Annotated in this window: 20 protein-coding genes; 4 read left to right on the top strand and 16 right to left on the bottom strand. The window is 38.6% G+C overall.

The genetic code is table 11. The annotated features are described in order from the left end of the window. Positions 1-214: 214 nt before the first annotated feature. Positions 215-463 (bottom strand): DUF3343 domain-containing protein, encoded by a 249-nt coding sequence (locus KH364_RS09105; RefSeq protein WP_273299389.1) that lies wholly within the window; start codon positions 461-463, stop codon positions 215-217. 17 nt (positions 464-480) lie between these two features. Then, positions 481-1,542, bottom strand: a complete 1,062-nt coding sequence (yedE, locus tag KH364_RS09100) for a YedE family putative selenium transporter (protein ID WP_273299388.1) — start codon at positions 1,540-1,542, stop codon at positions 481-483. A 120-nt stretch (positions 1,543-1,662) separates the two neighbouring features. Between yedE and KH364_RS09095 the strand changes: the two genes are divergently transcribed. Further along, positions 1,663-2,820: an aminotransferase class V-fold PLP-dependent enzyme gene (locus KH364_RS09095; protein WP_273299387.1), complete on the top strand. Its 1,158-nt coding sequence runs from the start codon at positions 1,663-1,665 to the stop codon at positions 2,818-2,820. A 49-nt stretch (positions 2,821-2,869) separates the two neighbouring features. Here the strand turns inward: KH364_RS09095 and KH364_RS09090 are convergent, their stop codons facing one another. The 9 genes from KH364_RS09090 to KH364_RS09050 all read right to left on the bottom strand — a co-directional run bounded on the left by KH364_RS09090 (position 2,870) and on the right by KH364_RS09050 (position 10,642). After that, positions 2,870-3,700 (bottom strand): radical SAM protein, encoded by an 831-nt coding sequence (locus KH364_RS09090; protein WP_273299386.1) that lies wholly within the window; start codon positions 3,698-3,700, stop codon positions 2,870-2,872. Between the two features lie 2 nt (positions 3,701-3,702). Then, complete coding sequence (locus KH364_RS09085) at positions 3,703-4,509, bottom strand: 4Fe-4S binding protein (RefSeq protein ID WP_273299385.1); 807 nt, start codon at positions 4,507-4,509, stop codon at positions 3,703-3,705. Next, on the bottom strand, positions 4,502-5,365 hold the full coding sequence (locus tag KH364_RS09080) for a substrate-binding domain-containing protein (RefSeq protein WP_265138513.1): 864 nt from the start codon (positions 5,363-5,365) through the stop codon (positions 4,502-4,504). Before KH364_RS09080 ends, KH364_RS09085 begins: the two co-directional genes overlap by 8 nt. 418 nt (positions 5,366-5,783) lie before the next feature. Continuing rightward, a complete protein-coding gene (rpsR, locus tag KH364_RS09075; protein WP_004697977.1) occupies positions 5,784-6,014 on the bottom strand; it encodes a 30S ribosomal protein S18 in 231 nt (76 codons plus the stop codon). Positions 6,015-6,053: 39 nt separating this feature from the next. Further along, complete coding sequence (gene ssb, locus KH364_RS09070) at positions 6,054-6,452, bottom strand: single-stranded DNA-binding protein (protein ID WP_009352155.1); 399 nt, start codon at positions 6,450-6,452, stop codon at positions 6,054-6,056. 19 nt (positions 6,453-6,471) lie between these two features. Further along, positions 6,472-6,756 (bottom strand): 30S ribosomal protein S6, encoded by a 285-nt coding sequence (gene rpsF, locus KH364_RS09065; RefSeq protein ID WP_004693799.1) that lies wholly within the window; start codon positions 6,754-6,756, stop codon positions 6,472-6,474. Positions 6,757-6,897: 141 nt separating this feature from the next. After that, entirely contained in the window at positions 6,898-8,079 is a 1,182-nt protein-coding gene (locus tag KH364_RS09060; protein ID WP_316583791.1) for a multidrug effflux MFS transporter, read from the bottom strand. 308 nt (positions 8,080-8,387) lie between these two features. Then, positions 8,388-9,563, bottom strand: coding sequence for an MBL fold metallo-hydrolase (locus tag KH364_RS09055; RefSeq protein WP_273299383.1), 1,176 nt, complete (start codon positions 9,561-9,563; stop codon positions 8,388-8,390). 2 nt (positions 9,564-9,565) lie between these two features. Continuing rightward, positions 9,566-10,642 (bottom strand): hypothetical protein, encoded by a 1,077-nt coding sequence (locus KH364_RS09050; RefSeq protein WP_273299382.1) that lies wholly within the window; start codon positions 10,640-10,642, stop codon positions 9,566-9,568. Positions 10,643-10,981: 339 nt separating this feature from the next. Between KH364_RS09050 and KH364_RS09045 the strand changes: the two genes are divergently transcribed. From KH364_RS09045 to ychF, 3 genes are all read left to right on the top strand, one after another. Beyond that, positions 10,982-12,211, top strand: a complete 1,230-nt coding sequence (locus tag KH364_RS09045) for an LL-diaminopimelate aminotransferase (RefSeq protein ID WP_273299381.1) — start codon at positions 10,982-10,984, stop codon at positions 12,209-12,211. Between the two features lie 283 nt (positions 12,212-12,494). Then, positions 12,495-13,466, top strand: a complete 972-nt coding sequence (locus tag KH364_RS09040) for a diaminopimelate dehydrogenase (protein WP_105097743.1) — start codon at positions 12,495-12,497, stop codon at positions 13,464-13,466. Positions 13,467-13,918: 452 nt separating this feature from the next. Further along, positions 13,919-15,025 carry a redox-regulated ATPase YchF gene (ychF, locus tag KH364_RS09035; RefSeq protein WP_105097742.1) on the top strand — a complete coding sequence of 369 codons (1,107 nt, stop codon included), beginning with the start codon at positions 13,919-13,921 and terminating at the stop codon, positions 15,023-15,025. An 80-nt stretch (positions 15,026-15,105) separates the two neighbouring features. On the opposite strand, the gene KH364_RS09030 is transcribed toward ychF, so the two are convergent. The 5 genes from KH364_RS09030 to yedF all read right to left on the bottom strand — a co-directional run bounded on the left by KH364_RS09030 (position 15,106) and on the right by yedF (position 17,591). Then, positions 15,106-15,342 (bottom strand): CsbD family protein, encoded by a 237-nt coding sequence (locus KH364_RS09030; RefSeq protein WP_009351877.1) that lies wholly within the window; start codon positions 15,340-15,342, stop codon positions 15,106-15,108. A gap of 65 nt (positions 15,343-15,407) precedes the next feature. Then, positions 15,408-15,647 (bottom strand): GlsB/YeaQ/YmgE family stress response membrane protein, encoded by a 240-nt coding sequence (locus tag KH364_RS09025; RefSeq protein ID WP_009351847.1) that lies wholly within the window; start codon positions 15,645-15,647, stop codon positions 15,408-15,410. A gap of 152 nt (positions 15,648-15,799) precedes the next feature. Next, positions 15,800-16,510: an NAD(P)H-dependent oxidoreductase gene (locus tag KH364_RS09020; RefSeq protein ID WP_105097741.1), complete on the bottom strand. Its 711-nt coding sequence runs from the start codon at positions 16,508-16,510 to the stop codon at positions 15,800-15,802. Positions 16,511-16,622: 112 nt separating this feature from the next. Continuing rightward, positions 16,623-16,880, bottom strand: coding sequence for a DUF3343 domain-containing protein (locus KH364_RS09015; protein ID WP_009352053.1), 258 nt, complete (start codon positions 16,878-16,880; stop codon positions 16,623-16,625). 111 nt (positions 16,881-16,991) lie between these two features. Further along, the gene (gene yedF / locus KH364_RS09010; RefSeq protein ID WP_043006023.1) at positions 16,992-17,591 is read right to left on the bottom strand and encodes a sulfurtransferase-like selenium metabolism protein YedF; all 600 of its coding nucleotides are present in this window, start codon (positions 17,589-17,591) and stop codon (positions 16,992-16,994) included. Positions 17,592-17,737: the final 146 nt, after the last annotated feature.

The following is a 17,737-nucleotide window of genomic DNA, read 5'->3' as shown; positions in this document are numbered from 1 at the left end:
AACTTCATTCTATCACTAGGAGGTTCTTTCCTTTTCTCTAAGAATTTTTACCGACCCCCAGTTTAACTGGGGGTTTAGTCATGCCTATTCGGCGTACAACCAAAAAAGTAGATATCCCAAAAGGAATATCCACTTTTATGTACCATAAATTACACATCATTGGCTAAATAACAAAATCTTACATTAAATACAATGCAAAATCTGTATTTCAAAGTTATTTATTTGGACTTTCATATATAGTTTTATAGCCACCCTCTGTAACAGCTACGATTTGTTCAATCTCCTCTGTTGGATCTTCTGTAAAAGTAAAGCTTTCACTAGCATCAAAGGATGCACTCGTCCCACAAGAGGAACTCAAATTGCGCGGCACTGGACGGAGTTCTATATTGGTTACCCCTTCAGGGGCTTCACGCTTGAACCGAATCGCGCCAAAGTGAGAGTAAAATGTTGCAATATATTTCATAATCACTCATTTCTAATCTACGCAGTTGCTCGTTTTGTATTAAGGATAGCAATGATAAGAGCCACTACAAAGCCAACACCGACTGCAATTTCACCATTTAATGTAGGGCCTGCACCAGAAGCTGCTAAACCGAAATTATGAGCGAATGCCGCACCAGCCGCAAGACCAAGTACTGTTACAGCAGAGTCAGAGTTACCTTCACCAGTCATGATCAATTGACGTAATGGACAACCACCGAGCAACACGCTACAGAAACCTGCAAGCGCCATACCTAGGAAGTTCCACAATCCATCTGTATGTGCAATCGGTTGGTTTTCAAAGCCAAGATGGAAATTACCAAAACTAATATTTACAACAAATACACCTACAAGCACTGCAAGGTACCCAAAAATAAGAATAGATTTTTTAAACAAGAATAAATCGCGGAAACCACCAACCGTACAAAGTCGGCTAACTTGAGATAAGCCACCTACTACAAGACCAGCCGCCAAAGAAATGAGCCATGGAGCATGCATAGCGCCAGGACCTTTTTGGCTAAAGAAGATAAATGCTGGTGCTGTTACAACAAGTACGAGCAAGCCTACTTGAATAGCAGGCATCATAGCAGATTCTAATTTGCTCAACGCATAGGTGCGTTGTAAAGAATAGCCTCGTTTTAAGAAAATAGTACCAAATCCAATGCCCCCTGCAAAGCCGGCAATACCGAATAAGGCATTTAAATCACCGCCGCCAAGACGCAAAATCATACGAATTGGACAGCCAAGGAACATCAAGGCACCAATCATAACAAAGAAGCCGAGAATAAAACGAATAATTGGAGATGAACCACCTTTACTTTGGTGCTCGCCACGAATCATGGACAATACATAAGCCCCTAATATAAGACCGATAATTTCTGGGCGAATGTACTGTACCGGTGCAGCACGATGTAGACCTAGACCACCGACAGTATCGCGAACAAAGCACGCAATACAGAATCCCATATTACCTGGATTTCCAGCTAATACGAGGAATCCTGCGATAGCACCAATAATAAGGCCTGCAATAATTAAATTTCGTTTTTCATGAGACCCACTCATAATAAACTCCTTTCAAACTAACTACACTAAAACTATATGAGCATATGCTCCTACCATATCAAGCATACTACTCATGATATAATAACCATAAATACATCTTATTATTCATGGAGATTACCAATGAACTATATCTATTTAGATAATGCGAGCACCACGTTTCCTAAAGCGCCAAATGTGGCTAGTGCCATGGCGGACTATATAACGAACCGGGGTATAAACATCAACCGTGGTTCCTATTCCCTCGCCTATGATGTAGAGGATACTATCTATACAACGAGACAACGACTACATACCTTATTCAACGGGCATGATCCATCCCATGTCATCTTTACACAAAATGTGACAATGAGCTTAAACATGGTCATCAAGGGCCTATTGAAAGCAGGTGATCATGTGCTCGTTAGCTCAATGGAGCATAATGCAGTCATGAGACCGCTTACCCAACTGCTAGATAAAGGCATTACCTTTGATACTATTCCATGCGACTCCACAGGATCGATCCAAATGGACTCTATCGAGCCATTAATTCGTCCTAACACAGTAGCCCTAATTATCAATCACGCATCCAATGTATGTGGAACCATCCAACCGCTCGAATCAATTGGCCCGATCTGCAAGGCTCATAATCTACAATTTATTGTAGACGCAGCCCAAACGGCAGGTGTTATTCCTATTGATGTGAAAGCATGTCATATTGATGCCCTTTGCTTTACAGGTCATAAAGGCTTATTGGGACCTCAAGGTATTGGTGGCATTATATTGACCAAAGAAATGGCTCAAAACTTAACCCCTCTTATCGCTGGTGGTACAGGCAGCTTCTCACATTTAGAAACCATGCCTACCCATATGCCCGACGCCTTTGAATCAGGTACGTTGAATCTACCTGGCATCATTGGACTCAATGAAGGCCTCGCCTATATTGAGTCACAAGGAATGGAAAATATTCATAACCATGAGCTAGCGTTAACACAAGCCTTCCTCGAAGGATTGCAATCAATAGATGGTATTAACATCGTTGGTAAGCAGAATATCCAAGATAGAACTGCCGTCGTATCCATCACAATTGATGGTATGGACCCGGCGAATATTGCTTACGAACTAGAATCCACCTATCATATCATGACGCGTGTTGGTCTCCACTGTGCTCCACGAGCACATCAAACCTTAGGTACCTATCCAGAAGGAACAGTACGCTTCTCCTTTGGCTATGCCAACACACATAAAGATGTGGAATCTGCATTATCTGCTCTACATAGAATCGTTAAAAATACTAAATAATACATAACCGTTAAGGCTATATACCATGAGTATATAGCCTTTTATGCTTCTACGCTTCACATAAACGACCGATAGCATCGGCTCTACAACGTTTACAGTGCGTCATTTGCGGCACATAGTGACCAATAAATTGACGCATGTTATCGATTTCTTCTGAAGTCGGACTTCGGTGATTTTCAAAGGCCGTATCGTGAACTGGAATCATGGCAATACAGTTCATCAAATCAACGCCCCAAGCTTCTGCTTGTTTAGCGATTGCTGGCACATGGTCCATATTTACATCAGGCACTACTACGGTATTAATCTTAACAATGATATTCTTTTCCTTTAGTTTTCGGATACTTTCAGCCTGACGCTCTAGTAGAATACGGGCCCCATCGATTCCTTTGTAAATATTACCCTCATAGCGAACCATGGAATATACATTTTTTGCAATCTCTGGATCAATAGCATTAGCCGTAATCGTTACATGCGTAATTCCTAAGTCAGCAATGTCATTAACATAATCAGGCACTGCCAAACCATTACTAGATAAACAAAGCATGACATGAGGAAAATCCTTTTTCACGAGGCGGAAGGTTTCAAGTGTCTTGTCTGCATCACACATAGGGTCCCCAGGGCCTGCAATCCCTACTACAGAGATATCCTGACGAGCATCAAACACCTTGCGCACAAAGGCAGCTGCCTCTTGTGGCGTATAGACATGCTGCGTCACGCCTGGTCTATTTTCATTCGCACAGTCATACTTACGATTACAATAATTACATTGAATATTACAATTCGGCGCTACTGGTAAATGTAAACGACCCCAATTAGTAGAAGCGGCCTTGTTGTAACAAGGATGATTTTGTAGGAAACTTTGTCCTTGAATTTCTTTCATAATTAACCTTTCCGACCAAATCTAATAGCATCTTTATGGCAAACATGTAAGCAATCACCACAGTTGGTACAATTCATTTCATTTGGTCGTGTTCCCATTTCACATACGCGCAAGCACGCATCACAGTTATCGCAATCATTTGTTTTAAAAATTCTAAAAATAGAAATTTTGCGAAGCAACTCCATAACGCCCCCAAAAGGACATACAAAGCGGCACCAAGCATTAGCGATAATAAGGGAACCAGTAATAATGGATACGACCGTTATAGTACGAGCCGCCCAATACCATTCGGAGAACTGCATAGATAAAATAACAGCATTAAAATATTCATCGCTCGTCCGAATTGGGATCATAATGCGTGGATTACCAAATTTAAAGTATACTACAAGCCCTAAAATTATAGTTGCTACCATGCCGAGTTGAAGAAAACGCATATAGCTTTTACGATTTCTTAGTGGCCCCATGGATATTTTCCCTAGCATTTGGTTCACCCACCCACTTGGACAGAACCAGCTACAGAAAGCGCGTCCAAAGAAGACGACCATAATCGGCAAGATAATCCACCACGCATAAAAGTACGTCGTGATGCGTCCCCAACAGGTAATCATAGAACAGCTTTCACAGTTTACGAATGGAACGATATAAGGGCATCGGAATATGCCATAGTATACCCATTTCCCCATAATAAAGAGGAAGATAAACTGTACAATGCGACGCCAAAGCGTTAAATTCTTAGGGGCTTGTTTCCCAGATACACCAGAACTAACTTGAGTTCCACAGGTTGTAGATGACGGACAGCGATTACACATCTTTTACACCAAACCTTTCTATCAAATCGAGACCTCTCGCACTAAAAACGGATGTGAACCCGTGATTTTCTAAGATTTGTTGTCCTTCTTGGGACCGTGTAAATTCAATATAATCAGCAGCCAACGCACGATCTTGTACATATTTCATTGTATTAATAGTGAAAGTAAGCGGTGCAGGTGGCACAAATTGTCCAGGTATGGAGAAGTACTCTATACGGTCCTTGAACCGATCATGTGTGGTAAGGCGTTTTTCAATGATGGATACATCGGCTTTACCTTCTACGAGATCACACATCATGGAAATTACACAAGCACTTTCAGCCATTAAGTTTTTCATGATACCATCGGTCAAACCAGATAATTTCATGATCCCCTTTACAGATGCACTACCAGGGGGAGATGCGCCTAGGGGCAACATAACACGTACACCAGGCTCGGCCATATCCTTCAAGTCCCGAATCCCTGCGGGATTCCCCTTAGGTGTAACGATAACGTAATCCGTAAAACATAATGGTTCAAAAGCCATACTTACGCCTTTTTTGCGCATATTTTTCGCTAGATCTAAACCGCGAGCCCCAAAGACTTCTGTGCGACTCTTCTCAGCCAACAAGGATTTACCAATAGCCCCTGCAAAGGCACCAGTATACTGAATATTGTGCCCCGTATGCATCGTATAAACTTGGTTTAAATCAAGAAACGCTTCCGACAAACCGCCACAAGTCCACACTTGTAATGAATCAGACTGTGTTGGCTTGTAAGCGCCTCGTATAAACGACGGCACCGCTGATGCGGCTGCTAAAGCTAAAGCACCACCAATAAACTGGCGACGGGATATATCCTTTTTCAAAAATCCCATGTACTTACCACCTTTCACTGAACTTTACAGTACTAAGCATATACTCACATTATAGTATAAAAACCATAAGTTTTGATGATGATATGCATAAGTTTGATTAATTTATTTATATAGATTAGTCATGTAAATACTGTTTTTAAAGGTATTATTATAAAATTTTAAGATATTCTCTCCATATCTATTTTATTGAATATTTATTGTATACGATGAATATGCTATTTTTTTAGTTTTAAGGAAGCTAAAATCTCGCTATACGCTCAGTGCATAGTAAACAAGGATAATCAGTGCTATAGACTATATTTGAACGCTTTACAGCACACATGGCCCTTTATGTTTTAAATTCACTATAAGACAATATTGCCCAAAAGAACGCAAAAAGGCGGTACAACCAAATGGTTGTACCGCCTTGATTCATCAATTATTCAGCAGTGAATGGCAATAAAGCGATTGCACGTGCACGTTTGATAGCTGTAGTCAATTTGCGTTGATGTTTTGCGCAAGTACCGGAAATACGACGAGGTAAGATTTTGCCGCGTTCAGTCGTGAAACGACGAAGTTTAGCAACATCTTTATAGTCGATTTGATCGATATGGTCTGCACAGAAAACGCATACTTTTCTTCTTGGCTTTCTGCCTCTATCTCTTCTCATTGCGAATCCTCCTTTTCGAATTAGTAGGAGTCCCTGACACTAGAACGGGATGTTTTCGTCATCGCCGCCTGTACTGAAACTATCAAAATTGGAGCCACCTTCAAAAGAATTAGTATTCATATCAAGGGATTGGCCCACAAAGTTCGCTACTACTTCAGTAACGTACCGTTTTTGACCGTCCTGAGTCTCGTAAGAACGAGTTTGCAAACGACCTTCTACAAAGCAACGACTGCCTTTACGAAGATTGCCTGCCGCTTCACCAAGTTTACCCCATGCAACGCAGTTGATGAAAGCAGTTTGTTCTTTCGTTTCATTTGTTGCAGAGTCAACATAGGTGTTTGTTGCAGCTACTGTAAAAGTTGCTACCGCACGACCTGTTTTAGTGTAACGTACTTCAGGATCACGAGCTAAATTACCTAGAATTTGTACAGAGTTCATGTTTTCCTCCAGGCTTTAATTATGCTTCGTGTTTTACAATTAGATGTCTTAGGACTTCATCGTTGATTTTCAATACACGATCGATTTCTTTGATTTCAGCAGGTGCTGCTTCAAAGTTGATCAATACATAGAAACCGTCAGTGAATTTCTTCACAGCGTAAGCAAGACGACGCTTGCCCCAACGATCTACCTTTTCTACTGTGCCGCCTACACGAGCAATTAAAGCTTCTACTTTTTCAATAACAGCGTTAGTTGCTTCCTCTTCAGCTGGTTTCACAATAAACATGACTTCGTATTTGTTCATACAAAATCACCTCCTCTTTCGGACTAATGCCCCTATCGACACATAGGGGTAGGAAGTGCTTACCATCAATAAGCCTTACTATTATAACCCAAATAAACGATGAAAGCAAGAACCCATTTTGAGTTCTTGCTTTCACAATTATTAATGATCGTATCGTTTATCTCTAGGGAATGCTAGAATAGCACAAATAATAACAAAGATGGTAATAACAGACATCATAGGGAATGCCGAATTATTTGGTAAGAATGTTAACACCAAAGATGAAATAATACCACTACCATATTGCATTGCCCCTAGTAAAGCTGCGCCAGAGCCAGCCATCTTGCCAGCCCGTTCTAATGCCAATGCATTGGTAACCGCTGCAATGACACCATTCATAGAGAAGAATAAGAAACTGCCGATTACAATAAGCCATAAAGAGTGTTCACCCATAAACATTAAAATCATAACAATCGTTACACATATGGCTGCAAACATAGTAGCATAGCGCAACAACTTATCGAGGCGCATAGCACTTACAATGCGCCGATTGACTGCACTCATGAGCATTACACCAATGATATTAAGGGAAAATAAATAGCCATAATACTCTGTAGGCACTCCAAACACATCGATGTACACATAGGGTGAACCAGTTAAAAAAGCATAGATAGCAATATAGAAGGAGCTTACACAAAGTGTGTATTTCATAAATTCTTTATTGCGTAACAAGATCCAGTAATTAATATAAGTATGACTCATATCCTTTCGGCTACGCTTTTCCTTGGGGAGTGTTTCAGGCAACAATAAGACTGCTAATAACATGAACACGCCTATAATAACCAATAGCCAAAATATGGCATGCCACGTATACCATACAAGCAAATGACCGGCAAACAAAGGACCTACAATAGGTGCTATAGCCATGACGATAGCCAGTGTAGACAGCATCTTTGCCGCCTCAGTCCGTCCATACAGATCGCGAATGATGGCTCGCGATAACATAGGCCCTACACAAGCTCCAAAAGCTTGGAATACGCGCCATGCCAACAGTTCAATCATCGATGAACTCAGCGCACATCCTACAGAGCCTATAATAAACAAAACTAGCCCTATTATGAGAGGTTTCTTCCGACCAATCTTATCACTGACGGCGCCCCAAAAGAGCTGAGCCAAAGAGAACCCGATTAAGAACCCCGTAATCGTAAGCTCCGCATCACCATTTAGATCCCGCCCCATGGCAGGCATGGCGGGCAAATAAATGTCCGTCGATAACGACGTAAACGCCATCAAAGCACTTAATATAGAAATAAAAAGCCAACTTTTATTGCTAACCGTATGCATACAGTCACCACTTCCATATTCAACTATATGAACTGTCATATAAACCGCACTATACTAAATATATATTCATTATATCAAAAATATACATATGGATATATATTTTTTTTATAATTCTAACAAAAAAAGCGTAGTAAAATACTACGCCAAAAGTACAGTAAAGGTAAAAGCCTAACGCAACAGAGTATACAAAATACTCGCCCGCTAGGCAATCCTCTTAAAACTGTTTATAAGATGAGCCTAACACACCCACACGTTGATGACTCTCCTTTTTCTTTATTATATAACATAAACAGAATTTCTTAAAAAATTTATATGATAAATGGCTCATTATCATTAACGATATACACATTTCTATGAGGTACTAATTCCTCTAATCTCTCAGGATTATCAGTATGAACCGGAATAATAGCATCGGGATTAACTAGTTCTATAAACTTAATCAAATCATCTTTAGACACATGACCACTGGCATGACATATATAGGTTGGGTAGGTCTCTAACAAAGTTTTCAATGCTAGGTTTTCTTCAATATATCCTGTCCACATGGAATATATGATACGTACATCATCTTTAGGAAATTCTTTAATTTGAGAAATAAAATTTTCAGTTCCTCTTACTAAGGATACAAATCCATGATCCATATAATATTTAGGATACGATCCTTTATTAAGAACTAGCGGGCTATCATGTCTACGATATAAAGAGCTTTCATAATATACATTATTAATCACAGTGTCTAATATTCTTTTCTGATAAGCATCACAAATTAAAACTTTATCAGTTGGCATATTCTGCCAAATTCCCATAATACGGTCAATATTCGTAGATGAACACATAACAAAAACATATTTTCCATCTTGAATATATGAAGAAATATCGTCTAATACTGCGGCTTCAGATATGTATTTATCTGCGTCTCTAGACAAAGAAGTCCCCTCTGTAATTAATACATCAACCTCACCTATATATGTGTTAACTAATTGGTCTAATATATGATGGCGCAACCCATGCATCCGGAAATCACCTGTATATAAGACATGTTTACCTTCCGCTTCAATGACAAACATATAACTATCCGCAGCACTATGGTCTATAACCAAAGGTCTGATACGTATATCACCAATTGTAAAAGCCTCTCCTCCACGAAATGTATTTGCACCTAATAATCTTAAGTATAAGTTTTTATCTTGATATTCAGCAGATATCATAGCCACTTCTTTACTTAACTCTCCCATATATAATGGTATTTCTGGTAGTGCAGAGGTTAGTTGTCCTAAGTGATCCATATGATAATGAGAAATCACAATACCGTTACAATCTGGTAATCCTTTTGTAACACCTTCTATATCTAAATTTATAGGTGTGTACTTTTCATCTAGACTCAATTCGTTACCAAAATCCAGTATAATGCGGGTAGATGCTGTACTAATTTCTATGGCACTACCACCAATTTGATGAGTGCCACGATGGATGATTATATTCATACTTAACCTTTGCTAGGAATAGTTAGTAATGTCTCTGCTCGATATAATCGATCTAATTTTCTAGACCAACCTTTTATATTAGTTGGATAAGAAGATTTACTATCTGTATCAGCACGTAATACAACAAATCGAATTTGTTTTAAATGAGGCTCTTGTGCCAAAATTTCTTCACATAAAGTTTGTAACTCCTTATGTTTACTAGAATCAATTAATTCTTTACACTCTTTATACTGCTGGGACTCAACTGTTTTAGTTGGATAGTGTGGATTAGATGCATCTTTTGGAACAATACGAAGCATCAAATTAGTTTCTGCCCCACCATCATCTACTATACAAGACTTTTCATCAAACAAAATTACTAATTCAGCGTTCTTGGTATGTTTATAATCCTTTAACGCTCTCAATTCAGTTATGCCGTTATGATCTTGAGCAGATTCTATCTGATTCAAATCAAATAATTTGTAATATGTATAAGCTTCTAAAACACAGCGTAATAAAGTTTCCTCACTACCAGACGGACGATATTTCAATTCAATTATTGAATAACATTTATCTTTGGAGTTATAGCCTAAAAGATCTATTTTGCCATACGAATCACTTTTAACTGCTTTCAGCGGTGTTTGATAATCAAAAATATAACCTAAATCCTTAACGCCACGTTGATAGAATAATAGTTTTGCTAAGATTTCTTCTTTTCGATTACTGATCTGTAACTTATTTATATCTACACTTTCAGAATGATTATGACCTGTATCAAAATGGTTAGGTCTTACAGGTTTCAATTTGCCCCATTCTTTAACGAAATCCTCTGATACAAGAGTTTTCGCAATAATCTCACTATAAAGATTCTTAGATCCGTTTATATAACCTTTGTAATTTACAATAGGAGTCTTATAAAAGTTTGCTGCAAATCTTTTTATATCAATATAGTTATCTTCTTGCTTTACCTTTTTAGTTTTTTCATTATCGTTCTTTATATCAGTTTTATTTTGACCAAAAATAGTTTCCAACTCATTAAATTTAACTTTTCGGTCAATAGCTTTACAAATTAATTCATATGCTTCTTTACAGTCCAACATTATGAATCCTCCTTATAACAATTTACTCCACTACACATAATTACTAAAAACTCCTACATACAAATAATGTTTTTAAATATAAATTTATTATATCAACAGATATTTTATGAGTAAACAATGAAGAGTTCTATCTATTATAAAGAAATTATAACTATTTCATACTTTCACTATACGCCATAAAACGAGTAATAATTTCCCCATCAAACATTATTTCCTATAGGATTACACCATAAAATAATTATTCAAAAAAATAACTTCAACATTCTATAGAAAGTTATTGCGTAAATCCTTTTTATCCTTTACTATAGTAAAGAGAGTTACATTTAGAAAGGAATCATCATGGCTAATATCAATGAAAATTACTTAAATCTACAAGGTTCTTATTTATTTGCTAATATTGCAAAAAAGGTAAATGAGTACCAAGCCGCACATCCAGATGCAGATATTATTCGTCTTGGTATTGGCGATGTTACATTACCACTTGTTCCTGCAATTATCGATGCCATGAGCAAAGCTGTTCAGGAAATGGGCAAAGCAGAAACGTTCCGCGGTTACGGCCCTGAGCAAGGCTATGACTTCTTGCGCCAAGCAATCGTTGATGGCGATTACAAACCATTAGGTGTAGATATTGCAATCGATGAAGTATTCGTGTCTGACGGTGCAAAATCTGACGTTGGCAACATCCAAGAATTATTCAGCGAAGATAATGTCATCGCTATTACAGATCCAGTGTATCCAGTATATTTAGACTCCAATGTTATGGGTGGTCGTACTGGTGAAGCTGTAGACGGTATCTTCCAAAAGGTTGTATACCTCCCTACTTATGCAGAAAATAATTTTTCTCCAGAGTTTCCCTCTGAAAGAGTAGATATCGTATATCTTTGCTCCCCTAACAATCCAACAGGTACTGTATTGAGCCGTGCTCGTCTTGCAGAATGGGTAAAATGGTGTAAAGACAACGACGCCATCTTGATGTTTGACTCCGCTTACGAAGCTTTCATCAGCACAGAGGACACTGTAAAATCTATCTACGAAGTCGAGGGTGCTCGCGAAGTAGCCATCGAGTTCCGTTCCTTCTCCAAAACAGCAGGTTTCACAGGCACACGTTGTGCTTATGCAGTAGTGCCTAAAGAAGTGACAGGCAAAACTAAATCCGGTGAACGCCAAGCCCTCAATCCGATGTGGAACCGCCGCCAATGCACTAAATTCAACGGTGTACCTTACATCATTCAACGCGGTGCTGAAGCAGTTTACACTAAAGAGGGCCGCGAACAAACACAAGCTAACATTGCGTACTACAAAGAAAATGCCCGCATCATCAAAGAAGGTCTAGAATCTATCGGCCTTACTGTATACGGCGGTGTTGATGCTCCATATATTTGGCTCAAAACACCAGGTAACATGACTAGCTGGGAATTATTTGATATCTTACTTGAAAAGGTTCAAATCGTATCTACCCCAGGCTCTGGCTTTGGCCCTCATGGCGAAGGTTATCTACGTTTAACAGCTTTTGGTAGCCGTGAAAATACAATTCGCGCTGTTGAAAGAATCAAAACGTTACAATTCTAATACCTATAAAATAAAAAGACCGATTACAATCCCATAATAGGAAGGTAATCGGTCTTTTCTATACCTTAATATATATTATTATTTAGTTTGATCTTTATAACAAAACGCAATGTATCGATATAGTTAAACTTAAACTGATTTTCAAATGTATGGTCATATTGATAGATATATTACTTTTACAATCTAGATTGATGAATTCTATAGAAAAATATTAAATACATTTATTTTGTGCTATAATAGTTATGTTAATTATTAAATTTATCGATTAATATAGGAGGCTAATATGAATATTCGTATTGGTATCGTTGGCTACGGCAATTTGGCTCGTGGCGTAGAAGCATCCGTTCAATTACAACCTGATATGGAGCTCGTAGGCGTATTCTCTCGCCGTCAAGGTATTGAAACTGTGTCTGGTGTACCTACTTACTCTATGGAAGATATTCCTAATTTCAAAGGTAAAATCGATGTAATGGTTCTTTGTGGCGGTTCCGCAACAGACCTTATCGAACAAACACCAATGGTAACTAAATACTTTAACTGTATCGATTCCTTCGATACACATGCACGTATCCCTGAGCATTTTGCTAATGTAGACAAAGTAGCTAAAGAAGCTAAAACTGCTACATTGATTTCATGTGGTTGGGATCCAGGCATGTTCTCCTTGCAACGCGTTTACGCTGAAGCAATCTTGCCAAAAGGCAAATCCTACACATTCTGGGGCCGCGGCGTATCCCAAGGTCACTCCGACGCAATCCGTCGTCTTGAAGGCGTAGTTGATGCTCGTCAATACACTGTTCCTAAAGAACAATACTTAGACGAAATCCGCAACGGTCAAACTCCTGACGTTGATGGCTATAAAGGTCACCTTCGTGAGTGCTACGTAGTAGCGGCTCCTGATGCGGACAAAGCTAAAATTGAAAACGAAATCAAAACTATGGAAAACTACTTCGTAGGTTACGAAACTGTAGTTCACTTCATTTCTCAAGAAGAACTTGATCGCGACCACAAAGGCATTCCACATGGTGGCTTCGTTCTTCGCTCTGGTGAAAGTACAGATGGCACTCGTCACGTTATCGAGTACTCTTTGAAACTTGATTCCAACCCTGAATTCACAGGTTCTGCCCTCGTTGCTTACGCACGTGGCCTCTACCGCCTTGCTAAACACGGCGGAACAGGTTGCTACACAGTATTCGACATTCCACCAGCTTGGATTTCTACACAATCTGCTGCGGACTTGAGAGCACATTCTCTATAAGAAATATAACAAAAAACCCACACCTCAGTGTGGGTTTTTGTCTTCTTATATGGTATACTATTACAAGAAGTGAGGCATAGATGTTTAGTAGCGTCAGCCTTGTTTCTATAGGTAAAAATTTGAAGAAACGGCTTGATTCTACTGGGTCAGGCCCTTTTTCATTCTAGCGGTAGAAAGCTAGGTGTACTAGATAGTCAGTCTATTTTGCCGCCATGATAATGGTAGCGATTAATTAGCAAGAACTGACACATCTAGAGGCCTCGACATCAATATATTATTTATCAACCTTTCTGTAAATATATTTAGTGACACTATTAGTCACCTATGTGACTAATAGTGTCACTTTTTTAGTACAAATTTATAGCGTCTATATGATATAATATTTATTTGATAGAGTTTCTACGGAAACTTTCACAAAGAACGAAATCAATTAGTTAATAAAAGGTGGTACCATGAGCACAAATTTAGAAGTAGGCATCGTAGGCCTTCCAAATGTTGGTAAGAGTACATTATTCAACGCCATTACAAAAGCAGGCGCTGAAGCTGCCAACTATCCATTCTGTACAATCGAGCCAAACGTAGGTGTCGTTGACGTTCCAGATAACCGTTTAGCTGTATTGGCTGAAATGTTTGGTTCTAAACGCATCCTTCCTGCTGCTATGCGCTTCGTAGATATTGCAGGCCTCGTAGAAGGTGCGTCCAAAGGTGAAGGTTTAGGTAACAAATTCCTTAGCCACATCCGTCAAGTAGACGCCATTGCTCAAGTTATTCGTTGCTTCGAGGATCCTAACATCACTCATGTTGCAGGTTCTATCGATCCAATCCGCGACATCGAGATCATCAATACTGAACTTTGTCTTGCTGACCTTGAGTCCGTAGAAAAACGCAAACAACGTATTGAAAAAATCGCTAAATCTGGCGATAAAGATGCTCGTGCTGAATTGCCATTGTTAGACCGCATCATCGAAGGTCTTGGCGAAGCTAAACCAGTTCGTGCACAAGGTCTTAACGAAGACGAATTAGAAATGATCAAAGAATTAACTTTGCTCACAGCTAAACCATCCCTCTTCGTTGCTAACGTGTCCGAAGACGAAGTAGCTGATTACTCCGCTAACGAACATGTAAAACGCGTAGAAGAATACGCAAAAGCTGAAGGTGCTGGCATCGTAGTTGTTTCCGCCCGTATCGAATCTGAAATCGCAGAATTATCCGACGAAGAATCCGCTGCATTCCTTGAAGATCTTGGTCTTGAAGAATCCGGCTTAACTAAGCTTATTAAAGCAAGTTATGCACTATTAGGTCTTATCAACTACTTCACGGCTGGTGAAATGGAAGCTCGTGCATGGACAATTGTAAATGGCACAAAAGCGCCTCAAGCGGCAGGCAAAATCCACTCCGATATTGAAAAAGGCTTTATCCGTGCTGAAATCGTATCCTTCGATGACTTACAAGCTTGTGGCAGCCAAAATGCGGCTAAAGAAAAAGGCCTTGTACGCCTAGAAGGCAAAGAATACGTTATGAAAGACGGCGACGTAACACACTTCCGCTTCAACGTATAATACAAATTAATAACAATAAAAACCAGTAAATCGAACGATTTACTGGTTTTTTTAATGCTACAAAAAGCTTTTATTTAATTTTATTTGTCATCATTGCCCAATGCATTTTTAAGGCCACTAATCGCACCTTCTACAGCATCTTTAGCATCATCTGCAGCTTTCTTAACATCATCTGCAATATCATTAGCAGCGTCTTTTACTTTTGCTACTGTATTTTCAACAACGCCTTCTGCTTCCATTTGTTTGTCATCAGTTAATTTGCCAACATTTTCTTTTACTGCACCTTTAACTTGATCTAATTTATCATCTAATGCCATAATTGTGACTCCTTTCATGTAAAATCACGTTTAACCATATAAAATCTACTTTTATAAGTAAAGGGCTATCCTTTTTTTCCGAAGAAAAATGAGACTACAGCAACAACAATTACTGCACCCAATACAGATGGAATTAAGGACATTCCTGCTAAGCTAGGACCCCAAGTACCAAATAGGGACTGACCTACGGACGAGCCAATTAAACCAGCAACAACGTTAGCGATAACGCCCATTGCACCGCCTTTGTTAGTGATGGCACCAGCTAGGAACCCGATAAAACCACCAACAATAATTGACCATAACATACAATCACTCCTTCCTATTCAATCAAAATATTCATAAATCCTATCAAATAATGCAGTTTTTATAAATATTTTAGAATTATTGTATATTTATAATATAGCATTCAATTCTAAAGATTAAATGAAGAATTTCGATTTAGTTCTACATATATGATCTACTCAACTACTGTTACAATTTCGTCTAAAGTACGGCGCGTTTTATTACGATGTGGTTCTTCGTCTCGGTAACCAAAGGCAGCCATTACAGCTATGCCAAAGTGTTTAGTATCGAATAGGCCAAGTTCATCACCTAAGAGTTCTGTCATGTCATCTTGATTGAAGCCTTCTAATGGACAAGAATCTAAGCCTTCATACGCTGCCATAGTCATCATATTCGCCATAACGATATACGCTTGTTTAGAGGCCCAATCAAAAGCAGCACGTTCAGACTCAAATGTTTTATAATCACTTGTAGTAAATTGAGCATATTTTTCTTTATAAATAGCATCTACTTCAGCAGGTAATTGTTTAACCTCTTCTTGAATATAACGTACATAGGGAGAATCAAATTCTAAATCTACCTTTTTACGTGTTAAGAATACCACAAAATGACTTGCTTCAAGGCCCGCATGAATGCCCCAGCCATGAGCTTTCATTTTTTCCCGAATTTCTGGATTTTGAATAACTAGCAATTCAAAAGGCTCAAAACCAAGGGATGTAGGTGCCAAACGAGCTGCTCTTAAAATAGCATTCCAGTCTTCTTCAGAGATTGTCTTATTGCTATCAAACTTCTTACAAGCATAGCGATAGGTCATAGCGTACTCTAAATCGTTACGATCCAATTTAGGGGCTGTTAATTTTACATTTTCTATTTCATACTTGCTCATATATACCTCCATAATGATAAAAAATATCATATATTTATAGTACCATAGTTAGCCGTTAAATTACAGAAGAATGAAAATTTTAATAAAAAACAAGAAAAAGCCTAGACGATGTCTAGGCTTTATATGGTACAGCTAGCTCACCTTTTTCATACCAAAAGAGGCCAGATGTACTAATCTTATGTTCTTTTAAAATAGTCTGAACCTGCTCTACAATACTTGGATCTATTTGCACAGATAAACCACACATATCGTAAAGCTCTGGAGGTGTAGCCATCAATTGATGAGGCACCGCTAATTCTGTTAGTATCTTGTCTGCTTTATCGCCAAAATAATAGGACGTAAAGACGACTAGCAATTTTTTATTTTCCAAGGCCTCACCTCCTATCATAGCATCTACCATTACATTGTTATAACATTGACTATCCATTTAAAGCTAAGGTATCTCGTCTAAATCTGTCTGTTAAAATATCAGTGATAAGAATTATAACTTAACTAAATTCTCCCCAAGAATAGAGTCCGTAATAGCGTACATATTTGTAATACTACCTACGCCAAGCTCTTCTTTTACCCCAAAATAATCGAGACAAATGCCACATGCTGCAATTTCAACACCAAGATCAGCTAGTTTTTTTATATTTTCTAAATGAACAGAATCATTTACAACCATCTTAACACTGCTGTTGATGAAATAGATTTTAGATGGTTTTACATCGGCTTCAAGCATGCATACCCAGAACGTTTTCATTAGGTTACGGCCTAATTCTTCACTACCTTCACCAAGATAGTCTTTTGTCATCAAGATGACACGGTTGCCATAACTCATTGGTTCACAACTACCATCTGCTACTGGATTATCATTAGGGGTCATAGTGAGGTAGAAATCCTTACCGTCTTGTCGGATAGCCACACCATAACCACGAGACTTGCCAAACTTTTCTACATTATCGCGACTCACTTCATTATCTACAATAGTAGTAATAACAGCATCTGGATTCGCATCGCTAACCTTCTTAGTTTCAATCACAGGTTTTGGACACAAGCTACCACGTACATCTACAGTTAATTCATTTGTATTGCTCATCATACACCTCTATATTATATACATTAAATATTTTGTAAAAGTATTACCTATCAGCTATCAGCTATCAGCTATCAGCTATCAGCTATCAGCTATCAGCTATCAGCTATCAGCTATCAGCTATCAGCTATCAGCTATCAGCTATCAGC

Origin of the sequence: Veillonella sp. oral taxon 158 (assembly GCF_018376515.1) — a bacterium.
Classification (GTDB): domain Bacteria; phylum Bacillota; class Negativicutes; order Veillonellales; family Veillonellaceae; genus Veillonella; species Veillonella rogosae.
This window is presented reverse-complemented; position numbering and strand designations above follow the sequence as displayed.

What these genes read in the sequence shown, in the direction of transcription:
- KH364_RS09105 (WP_273299389.1), bottom strand. Translation starts at nt 463, where the DNA reads ATGAAATATATTGCAACATTTTACTCTCACTTTGGCGCGATTCGGTTC.
- yedE (WP_273299388.1), bottom strand. Translation starts at nt 1,542, where the DNA reads ATGAGTGGGTCTCATGAAAAACGAAATTTAATTATTGCAGGCCTTATT.
- KH364_RS09095 (WP_273299387.1), top strand. Translation starts at nt 1,663, where the DNA reads ATGAACTATATCTATTTAGATAATGCGAGCACCACGTTTCCTAAAGCG.
- KH364_RS09090 (WP_273299386.1), bottom strand. Translation starts at nt 3,700, where the DNA reads ATGAAAGAAATTCAAGGACAAAGTTTCCTACAAAATCATCCTTGTTAC.
- KH364_RS09085 (WP_273299385.1), bottom strand. Translation starts at nt 4,509, where the DNA reads ATGTGTAATCGCTGTCCGTCATCTACAACCTGTGGAACTCAAGTTAGT.
- KH364_RS09080 (WP_265138513.1), bottom strand. Translation starts at nt 5,365, where the DNA reads ATGGGATTTTTGAAAAAGGATATATCCCGTCGCCAGTTTATTGGTGGT.
- rpsR (WP_004697977.1), bottom strand. Translation starts at nt 6,014, where the DNA reads ATGAGAAGAGATAGAGGCAGAAAGCCAAGAAGAAAAGTATGCGTTTTC.
- ssb (WP_009352155.1), bottom strand. Translation starts at nt 6,452, where the DNA reads ATGAACTCTGTACAAATTCTAGGTAATTTAGCTCGTGATCCTGAAGTA.
- rpsF (WP_004693799.1), bottom strand. Translation starts at nt 6,756, where the DNA reads ATGAACAAATACGAAGTCATGTTTATTGTGAAACCAGCTGAAGAGGAA.
- KH364_RS09060 (WP_316583791.1), bottom strand. Translation starts at nt 8,079, where the DNA reads ATGCATACGGTTAGCAATAAAAGTTGGCTTTTTATTTCTATATTAAGT.
- KH364_RS09055 (WP_273299383.1), bottom strand. Translation starts at nt 9,563, where the DNA reads ATGAATATAATCATCCATCGTGGCACTCATCAAATTGGTGGTAGTGCC.
- KH364_RS09050 (WP_273299382.1), bottom strand. Translation starts at nt 10,642, where the DNA reads ATGTTGGACTGTAAAGAAGCATATGAATTAATTTGTAAAGCTATTGAC.
- KH364_RS09045 (WP_273299381.1), top strand. Translation starts at nt 10,982, where the DNA reads ATGGCTAATATCAATGAAAATTACTTAAATCTACAAGGTTCTTATTTA.
- KH364_RS09040 (WP_105097743.1), top strand. Translation starts at nt 12,495, where the DNA reads ATGAATATTCGTATTGGTATCGTTGGCTACGGCAATTTGGCTCGTGGC.
- ychF (WP_105097742.1), top strand. Translation starts at nt 13,919, where the DNA reads ATGAGCACAAATTTAGAAGTAGGCATCGTAGGCCTTCCAAATGTTGGT.
- KH364_RS09030 (WP_009351877.1), bottom strand. Translation starts at nt 15,342, where the DNA reads ATGGCATTAGATGATAAATTAGATCAAGTTAAAGGTGCAGTAAAAGAA.
- KH364_RS09025 (WP_009351847.1), bottom strand. Translation starts at nt 15,647, where the DNA reads ATGTTATGGTCAATTATTGTTGGTGGTTTTATCGGGTTCCTAGCTGGT.
- KH364_RS09020 (WP_105097741.1), bottom strand. Translation starts at nt 16,510, where the DNA reads ATGAGCAAGTATGAAATAGAAAATGTAAAATTAACAGCCCCTAAATTG.
- yedF (WP_043006023.1), bottom strand. Translation starts at nt 17,591, where the DNA reads ATGAGCAATACAAATGAATTAACTGTAGATGTACGTGGTAGCTTGTGT.